This is a genomic window from Actinomadura sp. 7K534 (genome assembly GCF_004348575.1).
GTDB lineage: Bacteria > Actinomycetota > Actinomycetes > Streptosporangiales > Streptosporangiaceae > Spirillospora > Spirillospora livida.
In genome coordinates, this window is record NZ_SMKB01000188.1 from 1 (window position 1) to 14,117 (window position 14,117).

The 14,117-nt window shown below is 72.0% G+C and carries 11 protein-coding genes; 3 read left to right on the forward strand and 8 right to left on the reverse strand.

What is annotated here, in order from left to right:
* Positions 1-367 precede the first annotated feature (367 nt).
* A complete protein-coding gene (locus E1266_RS27890; protein ID WP_132052018.1) occupies positions 368-1,252 on the reverse strand; it encodes an NAD(P)H-binding protein in 885 nt (294 codons plus the stop codon).
* 773 nt (positions 1,253-2,025) lie between these two features.
* Between E1266_RS27890 and E1266_RS27895 the strand changes: the two genes are divergently transcribed.
* Positions 2,026-2,301, forward strand: a complete 276-nt coding sequence (locus tag E1266_RS27895) for a MerR family transcriptional regulator (RefSeq protein WP_132052038.1) — start codon at positions 2,026-2,028, stop codon at positions 2,299-2,301.
* A 131-nt stretch (positions 2,302-2,432) separates the two neighbouring features.
* Here E1266_RS27895 and E1266_RS27900 read toward each other — a convergent pair whose 3' ends face one another.
* From E1266_RS27900 to E1266_RS27910, 3 genes are all read right to left on the reverse strand, one after another.
* The gene (locus tag E1266_RS27900) at positions 2,433-3,863 is read right to left on the reverse strand and encodes a metallophosphoesterase family protein (RefSeq protein ID WP_132052020.1); all 1,431 of its coding nucleotides are present in this window, start codon (positions 3,861-3,863) and stop codon (positions 2,433-2,435) included.
* Positions 3,864-3,940: 77 nt separating this feature from the next.
* On the reverse strand, positions 3,941-4,666 hold the full coding sequence (locus E1266_RS27905) for a glutamine amidotransferase (RefSeq protein WP_132052022.1): 726 nt from the start codon (positions 4,664-4,666) through the stop codon (positions 3,941-3,943).
* The gene (locus E1266_RS27910; RefSeq protein ID WP_132052024.1) at positions 4,656-5,906 is read right to left on the reverse strand and encodes a MurT ligase domain-containing protein; all 1,251 of its coding nucleotides are present in this window, start codon (positions 5,904-5,906) and stop codon (positions 4,656-4,658) included. Before E1266_RS27910 ends, E1266_RS27905 begins: the two co-directional genes overlap by 11 nt.
* A gap of 368 nt (positions 5,907-6,274) precedes the next feature.
* Between E1266_RS27910 and E1266_RS27915 the strand changes: the two genes are divergently transcribed.
* A complete protein-coding gene (locus tag E1266_RS27915) occupies positions 6,275-8,062 on the forward strand; it encodes a hypothetical protein (protein WP_132052026.1) in 1,788 nt (595 codons plus the stop codon).
* 68 nt (positions 8,063-8,130) lie between these two features.
* On the opposite strand, the gene E1266_RS27920 is transcribed toward E1266_RS27915, so the two are convergent.
* Positions 8,131-8,442, reverse strand: a complete 312-nt coding sequence (locus tag E1266_RS27920; RefSeq protein ID WP_132052028.1) for a hypothetical protein — start codon at positions 8,440-8,442, stop codon at positions 8,131-8,133.
* Between E1266_RS27920 and E1266_RS27925 the strand changes: the two genes are divergently transcribed.
* Complete coding sequence (locus tag E1266_RS27925) at positions 8,417-9,073, forward strand: hypothetical protein (protein ID WP_132052030.1); 657 nt, start codon at positions 8,417-8,419, stop codon at positions 9,071-9,073. The two genes, E1266_RS27920 and E1266_RS27925, sit on opposite strands and share 26 nt — an antisense overlap.
* A 28-nt stretch (positions 9,074-9,101) precedes the next feature.
* Here the strand turns inward: E1266_RS27925 and E1266_RS27930 are convergent, their stop codons facing one another.
* The 3 genes from E1266_RS27930 to E1266_RS27940 form a co-directional block, all read right to left on the reverse strand.
* A complete protein-coding gene (locus E1266_RS27930) occupies positions 9,102-9,455 on the reverse strand; it encodes a DUF5955 family protein (protein WP_132052032.1) in 354 nt (117 codons plus the stop codon).
* A 16-nt stretch (positions 9,456-9,471) separates the two neighbouring features.
* Entirely contained in the window at positions 9,472-11,361 is a 1,890-nt protein-coding gene (locus tag E1266_RS27935; protein WP_132052034.1) for a hypothetical protein, read from the reverse strand.
* 112 nt (positions 11,362-11,473) lie between these two features.
* The coding region (locus tag E1266_RS27940; RefSeq protein WP_132052036.1) for an ATP-binding protein at positions 11,474-14,117 on the reverse strand (2,644 nt) is incomplete at its 5' end.

Consider the following 14,117-nt stretch of genomic DNA (forward strand, 5'->3'; position numbering starts at 1 on the left):
GGACCACCTTGCAAACTTCCACCGCCCCGCCCCACTGCCTCGGACCATGAGACCACCAGGAACCACTTTTCTCAGGTCCACCTCTCTTCATCACCGGTGCGACACAGGGGGCTTACCTCGCGGCAGAGAAAGTTGCGTGCTGTCGGCGACTCATTCGGCTAGTGGAAAGGGTCCCGCCGTCCGTCTCACCGAGTGGCGGTCGCACCGGGACCGCCGTTTCGGAGAATTCCAGCGTGACCAGCCCGTCACCGTCCGTCGCCATTCGGCAGGTCGCCGTGCTTAGGTCGCAGCGGGCGCCGACCGGCGGCGCAGCCTGGCGCACGGGCTGCGCCGCCGGTCACGCCGAGGTGGTGGTAGCCGCGGTGATTCAGGTCGTCGGGTCGGGGAGCACGGGGCGCAAGCGGGTGTAGGACCAGGCCGCGAGGGTGGTAGGGGTCGTGGTCAGCAGGTCGCGCGGTTGTTCGGGGATCAGGTCGCGGGTTCCGGCGGTCATTCCGACGATGCCCTCCACCGCGGTCAGGGCAAGGCCCGCCGACATCAGCGCGGCGCGGACATCGTCGTCGCTGACGACCTGTAGCCGGATCGGCCGGTCCAGCGTCTCGGTGAGGATGTCCGCGATGCCCTGGTAGGTGAGGTCTTCCGGGCCGTGGACGGCCTGCACGTTGCGGCCCTTCCACTCCTCGTTCAGCAGGCGCGCGGCGACGACGTCGCCGATGTCGCGCGGATCGACCCACGGCAGGGGCGCGTCGGGGCGGGCCGACGTGGTCAGTACGCCCTGGGCCAGCCCGTCCAGGTCCATCAGCAGGTTGGTGAAGAAGTAGCCGCAGCGCAGGTGGAGCGTGTCGGCCCCGGTCGCGTCCAGCCGCTCCTCGATGCGGGCCAGCCCGTCGATGTGGCCCGCTCCCCCGCGCTTCTCGGCGCCGACGCTGCTGAGCAGCACGACCCGCTGGACGTCGCCCGTCCGCGCGGCGTCGATCAGGCCGGACGCCGTCCTCTCGGAGGTCTCGACCGGGTTCTCGGCCGTGTGCGGGGTCGGGTCGACCCAGAAGACCGTCCGCGCGCCGGACACCGCCTCGCGGACGAACGCGGCGTCGGTCAGGTCTCCGCGCCGGGCGTCGACGAGTTCGCGGGTCGCCGCGTCCAGTCGCGCCGGGTCGCGGGCCAGTACCCGCGGCCGGACGCCGGCCTGCAGCAGCAACCGGACCACACGCGACCCGACGTTCCCGGTCGGGGTGGTGACGACGATGGTCATCTCGATGCCCTCCTGACGTCTGTGGTGTCACCCCGCACGCTATGAACGAAGGCGGCCAGATCCTGACCGCGTTGCATTGTGACCTGCGTCGCAGCAGGAAGCGCCCGCGAGCGCGTCGTGGCTGGTCAGCGGCTCCTTGGCGAAGCATGAGGCGTGATCTACGAAATTCTGTAGTGATCGAGGTAGATTTTCGCGCGAGCGCCGGGTAGTGTTCCTGTCATCGAAGAAAGAAGAGTCTGTAAGTCGCGGCAGAGGACGAACTGCCCGAGCAGATGGATGATGCGGACCGGGCGTGCTGGGGCCAACGCAGTGGAAGGGGCTCCGGCAGCCGGTCCGCCACCCGGAGGCCAACGGGTCACCGGAGGCAAGAGAACAGAAATTGCAGGATCAGTAGGGAAGTCGAAGAAAGGAGAGATCGGCGCCATCGGGATCGCCCGTCGCAGGCTCCAGTCACGCCGCGCGGGTACCGCGGCACCACATGTTCGACGGTGGTCTGCGGTCACGCATCCGCGATCCCAGTTGTCCCCGCCCTTCCGGGCGGAAGACGAGAAAGACCGGCCGGAGGGCCGGATAGATGGTGTTTGTCCCTCTGGGCCCCGGCGCCGCGGTAAGGTGCCGGGGCCCCTGTCGTCGGCTTCCGTGGCAGTACGGAAGGCTTCGTGAGCGAAACCCAGTCGATTCACACCGACGACCAGTATCGACCCGAGCTACAGGACGGCTCCGACGAGGGGCTTGAGGACAAGTTCGAGGACGAGGACTACCCCGCCTACAGCATGGGCCGGGCCGCGGAGATGCTGGGCGTCACCCCGGCGTTCCTGCGCAGCCTGGACACGGCGCGGCTGATCGTCCCGCAGCGCTCGTCCGGCGGGCACCGCCGCTACTCGCGCTACCAGCTCCGCCTGGCCCAGCGCGCCCGCGACCTGGTCGACCAGGGCACCGCCCTGGACGCGGCCTGCCGCATCATCATCCTCGAAGACCAACTGGCCGAGGCCCAACGCATCAACGCCGAACTCCGAAGGACCAACACCCCCAAAACCCAACCGAAGTAACCCCCACACCGGACGAGCGGCCCCCGGGCAACCATGCCCGGAGGCCACGAGGCGGCGCGGCCTGCCGCAACTCTTCCTTGAAGGCTGCTCGGCCGTGAGCGTTGCGGATTGGAGCTTGGGCGGGGGTTGGGTCAGGGGGTTAGGCCGGTGAGGTCTCTGGGGGTTGTTGAGTTTCGGTCGGTGGGGCGGTTGCCCAGGGATAGTTGGGGCCATTGGCCGGCCAGTTCCTGACGGCTGCGTTCGCTCCAGGCTCGGGCCTCGTCGCTGCGCGTCTTGTAGAAGTTCAGGGCGTAGCCGCCGGTGTGGACGCGGAGGAGGGTGAAGCCGCCCGGATACTCCTTGACCGCGCCGACCTCCTGCTGGACGAGGCGGGGTGCCAGCGGGAAGACCGAGCGCTGGTTTCGGTGGGTGTGGCCCGCGTGGTGGAGGAAGACGCCGGGGGTCCGGTTGTAGGCCGTGAGGATTCTCAGGGATTGGGACGCGTCCATGGAGCGTGTGCCGGTTACGGCCAGTGGGTCGTTCTCCACGAAGAGGGGGTGGTGGCCGAAGACGATGGTGGGGCGGTCCGGGTCTTTCTTGAGTTCGGCTTGGAGCCAGGCTTCCTGGGACGGGGAGAGTCCGCCGGCGTCGCCGCCGTTGCCGGGCTTGTCGTAAGTGTCCAGGCCGATGACGCGCAGGCCGTTGAGGGTCTGGGCGAAGTACGTTTCGCCGGAGGAGGAGAACGCGTCCTTGTAGCAGTCGTTTCCCTGGTGCTCGCCCGGGGTGCAGGACGCGTAGCGCTCCCCCGAATGGGCCCGGTCGTGGTTTCCGCGGGCCACCAGGTAGTCGCTGCCCAGCGTGCCGAACGTGTCGAGGATGCTTTTCGCGCTCGCGAGGTCGACCGGCGCCGCCTCGCTCGTGATGTCGCCGGCCGCGAGAAGGTAGCGGGCTCCTCTGGCTTTGGCGTCGGCTACCAGGGCCCGCGCCATGAGTTCGGGATAGGGCGGGTGGCCGGGGACTTGCTCGATGCCCTTGATCCAGGGGAGTTGGCCGACCAGTCCCGCGACGGTTTCGCCGAGATGGAGGTCGTTGCAGAGGGCGATCGAGAAAAGGTGACGTCCCGGGGGCGGCTGCGGGGTCGTGAAGGCGAACACGTCGCCTTGGGGGGTGCCTGCCGACTGGCCGAAGGCGAGGAATGTGGGGGTGGCCGCCCGGCCTCTGGAGAGCGCCTTGTAGTAATACGTCTGGCCCGGTTCCAGATCGGTCAGCTCCACGTAGTGGTACGGGGTTCCCGAGGGTCCGTGGGCCGAGCGCGTCAGGCGGGACGGGTGCGTGCCGTAGACGACCTGGGCGTCCGACGCGGCGGGCTTCATGCGGCCCAGGCCGTCGTCCGTCCCGGGGACGCCCGTGTACCAGGTGAGGACGGCCGTCGTCTCGGTGACGGTGACCAGCTCCAGGTTCACCGGCCGGACGTCGTCGGCCGCGCGGGCGGCCGTCCCGTCGAGGGCGGGCACGAGGGAGGCGCCCGCGACGACGGCGCTCCAGCGGATGAGGTCGCGGCGGCTCGGCCGGCAGCAGATCATGGCCGTTACGGTGGCACCGGCGCGGCCCGGCGGCCAGACCCAAACGGCGGCCGCCGGGGACGGAGGGCCGTCGCGGATCAGCCCACGACGGCCTTGAGGCGCTCGTCGCGCAGCCGGCCCGCCCACGAGTCGTCCAGCGGCGCCAGCTCGGCCCCGGTGGCCCAGCGGAGCAGCAGGTCGGCGAGGCCGGGGTTGCGGACCAGCGCCGGGCCGTGCATGTAGGTGCCGAGGACGCGGCCGCTGTAGGCGCCCTCGAAGCCGTCGCCGTTGCCGATGCCGTGCACGACCTTCGCGAACGGCAGGGCGTTCGGCCCGAGCCGCGTGACGCCCTGGTGGTTCTCGAAGCCGGTGATGCGGGGGACGTTCAGGTCCGCCGCGACATCGCCGACGATCTCCCCGACGGCGCGCTGCTCGCCGCGGCCGGAGCGGATGTCGAGGAGGCCGAGGCCGGGCAGCGGCTGGCCCTCCTCGCCGCCGAACTCGCGGCCGAGGATCTGGTAGCCCGCGCACACGCCGAACACCACGGCGCCCGACTCCACGGCCCGCGCGAGGCCGCCGTCGTTGCCGAGGCGCTGCGCGGCGAGGATCTGCGGGCGGTCCTCGCCGCCGCCGAGCAGGTAGATGTCGCCGTCGGCGGGGACGGGCTCGTCCGAACGCAGGTGGACGGTCTCGGTCGGGATGCCGCGCAGCGCGGCGCGGCGCTCCAGGACGATCGTGTTGCCCTGGTCGCCGTAGGTGCTGAGCAGGTCCGGGTAGATCCAGACGATCTTGATCCGGTCAGGGGCGTTGCGGCTAGACGACACGGCCGTACCTCGTTCGGATGTTCTGGAAGGCGGTGTAGTTGGCGATCACGTCCAGGTGCCCGGGCGGCACGGTCATGACCGCCTGGTCGATGTCGTCCACGATGGTGAACGGCACCTCGGCGGCCTCCAGCCGCGCGGCCAGGTCGATGCGGCGCTCGCCGGTGACCCACACGGGGCGGCCCTGGAGGATGCGGTAGTCGACGTCCCACAGCCAGGACGTGTCCCGGCCGTCCGGGCCCTGCGCGTTGATCGACAGGGCGACGGGGCCGGGCTTCGGCTGCAGGACGTCGAACGCCTCCAGCCAGCCGGCGGGGTTCTTCGACAGCAGCAGCCGGATCCGCCGCCCCTCGTGCTCGACCGTCGTGTAGCGGCCGGCGACGGAGGTGACCTGCGACAGCAGCGGGAGGGCCTGCTCGGGCGGGACGCCGAAGTGCGCGACGACGGCCAGCGCGATCAGGGCGTTCGAGCGGTTCGCGCGGCCGGGCAGGGAGAGGCCGGTGAGCGGGAACGCCCGGCCGTCCGGGCCGGTGACCGTCTCGCCCTTCAGCGCCCACTCGGGGCGGGGCCGGGCGAAGTGGCACTGGCGGCAGCGCCAGTCGCTGTCCTCGTCGGTGTCCTGGCGGTCGAGCGGGCCGCCGCACTCGGGGCAGCACCAGGAGTCCTCGCGCCAGTGCTGGCCCGCCGCGACCCACGTGACGCTCTTCGCGGTGGACGCGCCCCAGGTGACGAGGGGGTCGTCGCAGTTGGCGATGACGTGGCTCTGCGGCGACGCCTCCAGCGCGCGGCGCCACTTGCCGGCCAGCAGCCAGATCTCGGCGGCACGGTCCATCTGGTCGCGGCTGAGGTTCATCAGCGCGACGACGTTGGCGCCCGTCTCGGCGAGGACCATCGGGACGTATTTCTCGTCACACTCGAGAACGCCGTACCGGGCCGTGGGGGCCGCGGCGAGGGCGGACACGTGCCCGGTGGGCATGTTCGCGCCGAACGCGTTGGTGGCGACCTCGCCCAGCGGCGTCATCGCCGACGTGATGAGCCGGGTCGTCGTCGTCTTGCCGTTGGTGGCGCTGACGAGGACGAGTTTGCGGTCCTTGGCGAGCCTGGTCAGCAGCTCGGGATCGAGGCGGAGGCCGACCTTTCCGCCGATCACCGAGCCGTCTCCGCGGCCCGCCATTCGGGACATCTTGGCGGCCGTACGACCGAGCGCGACGGCCAGCTGCGAACGCAGCGGAAGATCGCTCATGGACTCCGTCTTCTCTTAATGCGCCGGGAAACCGCTCCGAGCCTAGCCGCTCTGCGCGTCGCCCACGGCGCAACCGGCGGGGGCGCCCCCGTGCGGTTCCGGATGTCGCGCGCACGAGGCGGCATGGTGTGATAAGCATCACAGATGCCCAGGTAAACCGGCGCGGCGAATCTTGACCAGTACTGACATGTCGTGATTCGGTGCGACCTCCGACTGCGGTGTGCCAGATTGCCAGCCACGCATCTAAATACGGCGTCACCCACTACTTTTGTCGGGAGCCCTGCTGGTTTGCGGGGGAGTGCGGCCCGCCCGGTCCGGCGGACGCGAGCGCAGGCGTGGACAAGCGGCTATAAGGCGAGGTCTGAGCGATGCAGTGTCCGACGTGCGGCAATGACACGCCCGGGACCCTCGGGAAGTGTTCGCACTGTGCGGCACCGATCGACGTCTACTCGGTCGGCCCGGTCGGCCCGGGCACCCCGCTGCCGGCCCCGGTGGCGGACGCCGCCGCGCCCGGCTCCGCCGACGTCCTCGGCGACCGGACGCTGATGGTGCCGCCCCCCACACCCTCCTGGGCCGGGAAGGCCGAGCCGTCCGCGGCACCGGACTTCGCCGGCCCGTCCCAGACGGCGCCCGAACCCCCGTCCATGCCGGGCACCCCGCCGCTTCCCGGGGCCGGAGCCCTGTCCGGCGCCGGAGCCGGGCACATGCCCGAGGCCGCGCCCTTGCCGGGAGGTCCGTCCGGAACGGGGGCGATGCCCACGGTCGGGGGCGGTTTCATGTCCGGAGCCACCGCCATGTCCGGTGACGGCGTCACTCCCGCCGGCGGCGTGCCGGAGGCCCCGATCGGGTCTTCTCCGCAGCCGTCGTTCTCGGCGGAGCCGCCGGCGTCGCCGCGGCCGCCGCTGCGGCTGTCGGTGGAGCCGTCCGAGCCGTCGAGCCCGCCCGTCGGGATGACGCCCACACCGCCGGGCTCGCCTCTGCCGCCCGTCGACCCCGAGTCCACCGCTGCCTGGACTTTCAACCCCGACGAGGACGACGACGAGCCGGAGTTCCCCCTCCCGTCCGGCGGGTTCGGCGGCGCGCCCGCCGCCGCCGTATCCGCGGAGCCCCCGCCGAACCCGTTCGGGCTTGAGCCGGAGCCGCCGCCCAAGGAGTCGATCGTCCCGGAGTCGTGGTTCGCTCAGCCGCGCAAGCCCGACGCCCAGGACGCCGACGCCACGCAGGTGTGGGGCGGACAGCAGCCGGGCCCGGGCCGGCAGCAGCCGCCCGCGATGCCCGACTCCGGCGCGACCCAGTTCGCGCCCGGCCCCGGGATGCCGAACCCGGGCGGCCCGCCGCCGCCCATGGGCTTCGGCGGCGGCTTCGACCAGACCCGGATGGACCCGGGCACGCCGATGGGCGCTCCCATGGGCGCACCGATGGGCGCTCCCCCGATGGCGGCGGGCCAGGGCATGCCCATGGCTCCGATGGGCCAGGCCGGGCCGGGCGTCCCCCCGTACGGCGGCCCCCCGCACCAGGGCGGACGACCGGGCGGCGGGACGAGCAAGCCCCTCCTCGCCGCCGTCGCCGCGCTGGTGACGATCGCGGTGGGCAGCATCGTCTTCGTCGTGTGGCCGTCCGGGGACGACTCGTCCGCGAGCGCGAACTCCTCCGCGTCGGCGTCGCCGTCCAACAAGCAGGTCGCGCAGAAGAACGCGATCCCGACGGAGACCAGGCAGCAGGCCGCGGTCGTCAACAAGATCCTGGACGACAGCGTCGCGACCCGCCGCGTCCTCGCCGGTGCGATCGGCCGGGCGGGCAAGTGCAAGACGCTGCCGCAGGCGATCCAGGGGTTCGAGACGGTCGCGCAGCGCCGCCAGAACCAGCTGGCCCGCACCCGGGACCTGAAGGTCGACAAGCTCGCGAACGGCGAGCGGCTGCGCGGGAAGCTCACCGAGGCCCTCACCGCGTCGCTGCAGGTCGACCAGGTCCTGCTGCGGTGGGCGCAGCAGAACCAGCGCAACTGCCGGGGCAAGCCCCGTCCGGCCGCGGCGAACGTCCCGGGCCGCGCCGCGGTCGAGCGTCGCGCGACGACGGCCAAGCAGGAGTTCGTCGTCCTGTGGAACCCCGTCGCGAAGAAGACGGGCCAGCCGCAGCGCAGCTGGAAGCGCGTCTGACGATCGGTCACGGCCCGGTTGCGACCTGAAGCCGGGCCGTCCGCGCCCCGTGACGGCGGAGTATCTTGTCACCGTTTGTACGTCACGGGGTAGGGGGCCTCCATGCGGTGTCCGAACTGTGGAAGCGACACCAACCCGGCGTTGCCCCGCTGCACACGCTGCAGCGCACCGGTCAGCCGGGACGACGCGACGGCCCTTGATCCGCAGGGCGGCGGCATGCCCGGCCACTCGGGTGAGCCGTTGCCGCCGCCGTGGTCTTCGCCGCAGCAGCCCCCCGCCCAGTGGGGGGCTTCGCTCGACCAGCCGCCGCCCGGCCCGGCGCCCGGCCCGGCGCCCGACGAATACACCACGCCGATGCCGCCGTCCGGGGAGACGTTCACGCAGCTCTCCCCCGAGCCGTGGGCGGAGCCCGCGATCTGGCAGCCGCCCGCACCGCCGAAGAAGAGCCGGGCGCCGTACTTCCTGGCCGCGGCGGGGGCCGTACTGCTGCTCGGGCTGGCCCTCGGGATCGTGTTCTGGCCGAGCGGATCGGACTCGCCGACGCGGTCCGCGGGCGGCGTCCCGTCCGCGCAGGGGCAGGAGTCTGCGCCCGCGACCGAGGAGACGGGCGAAGGCGGCGACGTCGAAGGACAGGCCAAGGAGGTGGACGACCTCCTGGAGGAGATGGGCGGCACCCGCTCCGAACTCGGCGGCGTCGTTACCGCGGGCTGCCCCGCGTCCGGCATGCAGCGCATCCTCGACGCGCGCCAGACCCAGCTGGCGAAGGCCCGCGCCCTCGACGTGAGCGCGCTCGACAACGGCCCCGAGATGAAGGCGGCGCTGATCCGCGCGCTGGAGGCGTCGACCGAGTCGAACCAGCGCTACCTGGACGTCGCGCCCGGCTGCCCGGCCGAGAGCGAGGTCGCGGACGTCAACCAGCGCGCGAGCAGCGCCAAGAGCGAGTTCCTGGGCTACTGGTCGCCCATCGCCGGCGAGACCGGCCTGCCGTCCCGCGGCGAGAGCGACATCTGACGCCGGTCCGCCGCGAGCCGGCGCCCGCTCAGCCGATCCCCGCGGTCACGGCCAGCTGCTGGACGGCCTCCGTCAGGACCGCCACGCCGGCGACGCGCCGGCCGAGTCGCGCCAGGGCGCCTTCCATGCGTTCGGGGTCGGCGTCGCCGGACTCGGCCTCCTCGCGGATGTCGGCGAGGTCGCGGCGGGCCCGGCCGGGCTCGTCGAGCTCGGCGGCGTGCGCCTCAAGCAGCCGCTCGACGTTCGCGAGCGCCTCGGCCACGTCCGGTGCCGGTCCCGCGTTGATCTGCTGGTTCTGCGTGACGTTGTCGCCCGTGGCGATCTGCCCGGAGACATTGGCGTTGCCGCCGATGCTGACGCCCCGCTCACCGTGCCCGGTCATGTGCCCTCCACATGGGTCATGGGTTGATGCCGCCCGATCCACCGCCGCCCGATCCACCGCCGCCCGGCCGGCCGCCGCCGGGCCGGCCGCCGCTCTGCCGCTGGTCGACGCGGCCGCCGGCGGCGACCTGCCCGTTGACGGTCCCGCCGGTCATGATGACGCCCTGGTTCATGATGACGCCGACCTGCTCGCGATACGCGGACACGTCCACGCCGCAGTCGGTCAGGTAGTCGAGCAGCGCCTCGTTGACGCGCCGCTCGATCAGCTTCACGTACTTGTCGACGTCGATCTCCTGGACGTAGTCGTGGAAGTCGAAGTCCGCCGCCAGCTCCCGCACGCTGATCCGGGACCCGTAGTCGTGGACGAGTTCGGTGACGGGGTCGGGGCCCACGTCCGTCGCGAGCGTCTCCCGGACGATGCGCCAGAGCGCCGACGCGAGCCGGTAGGGCGCGAGCAGCGGGGCGCTGAACACGCTCGGGAAGCCCATGACGATCGTCTTGCGGAGCAGCTTCGCGCCGTCCCACGCGGGCAGCTCGTCCACGATCTTGAATGCGGGGCGGACGGGCGGCAGCACGGTCGCGGCGAAGTGCCCGTACAGCATCCGCCCTTCGACCGCCAGGTGGACGAAGGCCGACAGCGCGGCCTCCTGGTCCTCGGCCGGGGCGACCACACTGCCGGACGGAGTGGTGATCGCCTGGCCCTGCGCGCCGATCGACACGCGCTGGAAGCAGCGGATGCCGGCCTGCGGGTGGCGGACGGCCGCCTCGATGGCCTCCTGGGTCGCCGTCGAGTACGGGACGCGCCCGGACGGGTCGATCAGCGGGTGCCCGGAGTAGGTGGCGGCGGTGAGGCCGTCCACCGGGCGGGGGCGCTGCACGCACCGGCCGCGGGCCGTGACGTGCCATTCGGTGATGAGGGCGCTGATGCGCTCGTTGGGCGGCAGCGGACGCCGCCCGTCGCCCGCGGCTCGCCCCTCGTCGCGCATCTCGTGGAGCTTCTCGCGGATTCGCTCGTACATCACGAGGGGATCCACGGGCGCGGCGTCCGCCGGCTTGTCGAGCGCGGTGGAGGTGCCGAGGGGGCCGGACGCCTTCCTGTCCAGTTCCAGGACGATGGACCACACCCGCGCGTCCGGTGAGTGCGGGTGCCCGGTTCCGATGAACGGGTTGTCGCCCGCGTACATGGTGATGTTGCCGTTCTGGGCGGCGCGGACATGCGCCAGCGCGTGGTGGAACCGACCGCTGCCGGGATCGGGCCCGGGTCCGCGGGCGCCGGGCCCGAGGTCGCGGCCGAGCCGCCGCAGGACGAGGTGGAGGTGCACCAGCGTCACGGCGGGCAGCCCCAAGGACAGCGGCAGCACCACCGTCAGGAGCAGGGCGACGCCGAGTCCCGCGCTGCCGTACGTCGCGCCGGTCGTGAGGAACCCCACGGGGATGAGGTAGGCCGAGACGAGCCCGAAGGCGACGAGGCTGAGGAGCCAGAACAGCGGCCACGGCGCGAGGACGGCCAGGCCCAGCCGCCGCCAGCCGGACAGCCGCCGCCAGGGGATGCGGGTCAGCAGCGTCCCGTAGCCGAAGATCAGGAAGTAGGGCAGCGCGATCAGCGGCGCGACGGCCCACAGCGCGATCCACATCGCGACGAGGACCACGTCGCGGATGATGCGCATCAGCCGGGCCTGGCGGGCGTGCCGGACGACCGGTTCGAGGTCGTACCCGTGGGACGGGACGATCGCGCGGTGCGCCTCGTACACGTACTCCTTGAGGACGGCGTCGCACAGCTCCTTGTCGAGGTACGTCGCCGCGGACAGGTGGCGGGTGAGGTTCTGCATCGGGCCCGTGCGGGGTTCGCGCATGGTCCCGTGGCGGAAATGGCCGGTGTTCGACGGGCTGCCGGTCTGCACGTCCAATGCCCCGGTTCCTCCACAGGTCGGTGTGGCGCAAACGTCCGTGAAGGGCAAAATCTAGCGTCGAGATAGAGCAGTACGTGAGTTAAAACCGAAACGCGAATGAATCAGGTGGTCACTCGGCGTCGCGGGTCTGGCCGAGGAATGGGAGCCCCTTGGAGGGGTCCTCGAACGGCGCGATGAAGCGCTCGAACCAGCTCAGGACGGGATCCAGCCACTCGGTGACGAGCATCGTCTCGGCGACGTGGTCGACCTGCTCGTCCACATCGTCGAATCCGACGGCGACGAGGGCGAGGTCCTGGTAGAAGCCGGCCTGGTCGTCGTCGCCGTAGAGGGCGGTGAGCGCGATGGGGCGGTTGCGTTCGAGCTCCATCGACAGCGGATGGCGGCGCAGGGCCCGCAGCCGGTGGCCGAGCTTGGGGTCGGGCGGCTGCTTCAGGCCGGGCAGCTGGTAGTCGAGCGGCGGTGCCGACGCGTGCTTGTCGGGGACGCCGTCGCCGTAGGGGAAGAGCCGGTCGAGTTCGTGCAGCCACCTGACCTGCGGGATGACCCACGACGGGCCGGGGGCCGTGCCGGGCGCCTCGCCGCCGAGGAGCCGTCCCGCGACCTCGGCGGCGGCCGCGGTGAGGTCGGCCGGCGGGTAGGCGGTGCGCAACGACCGCGACCGCCGCGTCACGGCCTGCTCCAGGACGGTCGCCAGCGCGCACTCGCGAAGCCTCGGCGCCAACCGGGCCCAGCTGCGACCCAGCTCGGACGGGACCGCCGGCATCGGACGGTTCACGACATGCGAAAGCACGAGGGTGTCGGCCCAGAGCCGGAGCCACGCCCAATCCGGATTGCCGGCGACGAGATCGGCCTCGCGCAGCTCGTACAGCGTGCAGGCCCGTCCGGACCGGCACTCGCAGCCGCAGGCGGCCGACCGGCGGCCGTCCACCGGCGGCGGCGGACCGGGCAGCTCCGCCTCCCGCCCCTCCCCCAGCGGGACGCGCACCCGCAGCGGCCGGTCCATGCCGTCGGCGAACACGGCCGCGACCCCCGGACGCAGCGAGACCACCTCGCGGGACTGGTCCTCGTCCAGGTTCATCGCCGCGCCGACCTGGTGCCGGTCGTCGTACGCGGGCAGCCGGTGCACGACCTTCAGCGCCGTGTTCTTGATCACGTCGGGGACGAGCTTGGTCGGGATCTGCTCGGCGACGATGATGCCCTCGCCGTACGCGCGGATCTCGGCGAGCATCCCGGCGAAGAGCTCCACGGCGTGCGAACTCGTCCGCTCCGGACCGCGGTTGCGCAGCAGCCGGTGCGCCTCCTCGATGACGATCACATGCCGTAGCGCGGGCCCATCGCTCCGATCCCGGCGCCGCTCCCGCATCCTCAGGTGCTCGACGATGCGGATGATGAGCGTCCCCATGAGGAACGCCTTGTCTTCGTCATTCGCGACGTCCTCGATGGCGAGGACGATGTTGTCGCGGAGCATCCCGCCGATGTCGGCCGGATGACCGCCTTCGAAGAACCGTCCTGCCGAGCCGATCCGCAGGGAACGCAACCGGACGTCCACGAAGCCCTGCACGTCGGCCATGAGCTCACGCCCGTAGCCGACGTCCTGGATCACCTGGAGAGCCGCGTTCTGCAGTTGCTCCAGCGTCGGAACCGCAGGCTCGATGAGCGACCCCGGAACCCCGGCCCCGGTCACTACATCCCACCCATTGTTCTCATAGACCCTTTGCAGCGCCTGCGCCATGATCTGCGGGAACGGCTCCTCGGCGTCGAACGCGGCCTGGAACAGCGCCCGGACCATGTCGATATGCGCCTGCACCGGATAGCCCGGCTCGGGCGCGAGCGGATTCACCGACAGCGGCACCGACCCCGGATCGGACGGATTCACCACCGTGACCGGCCCGCCGAGATCCCGGATCCGCCCCGCCATCGCCGCGTACTCCGACTTCGCCGGCTCGATCGCCAGCCACGGAATGCCGGCCCGCGTCAGCTGCTCCAGCAGGTGCCGGACGGTCTGCGACTTGCCCGCACCCGTCGAACCCGTCACGAACACGTGCCGGTTGATGGTCGAACGCGGCACGGTGAGACGTCCGACCTCCCGGTCCTGCCCGTCCAGGATCGCGCCGAGCTCGATCTGCGCGTCGCCCTCCCCCTCGGTCTCGGACGTGACGTCGAAGTACCCGGCGTCCAGCACACGCAGGCCCGGCACCTCCCGCCGCGGCAACCCCGCCAGGGCGGCCAGCGCACCCGCCGTGGCCACGAACGGGAACCGCTGCTCCGACTCCGCCATCGGCCGCACCGCAGCGGGCGCCACGACAGGCGCCGTCCCGGGCCGCAGCATCTCCCTGAACGACCCGCTCCCCTGCCCGGACCGCAGCCGGTACGGATGATGCCCGAGCTCCATGGACCCGACGAGCACCGGCGCGATCTGCGACAGCTCCCCCTGCGTGGCGGCCCCGGCCACAACCCTGACCTGCCAGAGCCCCGCCTCACGGAACGCATCGAGCTCCGCAAGCCGCTGATCCGCCCGCGCGACCGCCAGCCGCGCCTGCTCGTCCTCGCCCCGCCGCAGCATCCGCAGCTCGTGATGCAGCTCCCGCATCTCGGTCTCGATCAGCCGCTCATCACACGGATCGGCGACGACGAACCACCCGAAGGGCCGCTCCATCAACGTGACCAGCGTCGCCTCGAACAGCCCGGGCCCCGCGTCACCCCCGCCCACCTGCGGAGCGAGCCGCCCGGGACACCGCGTCCAAGCCATCCGC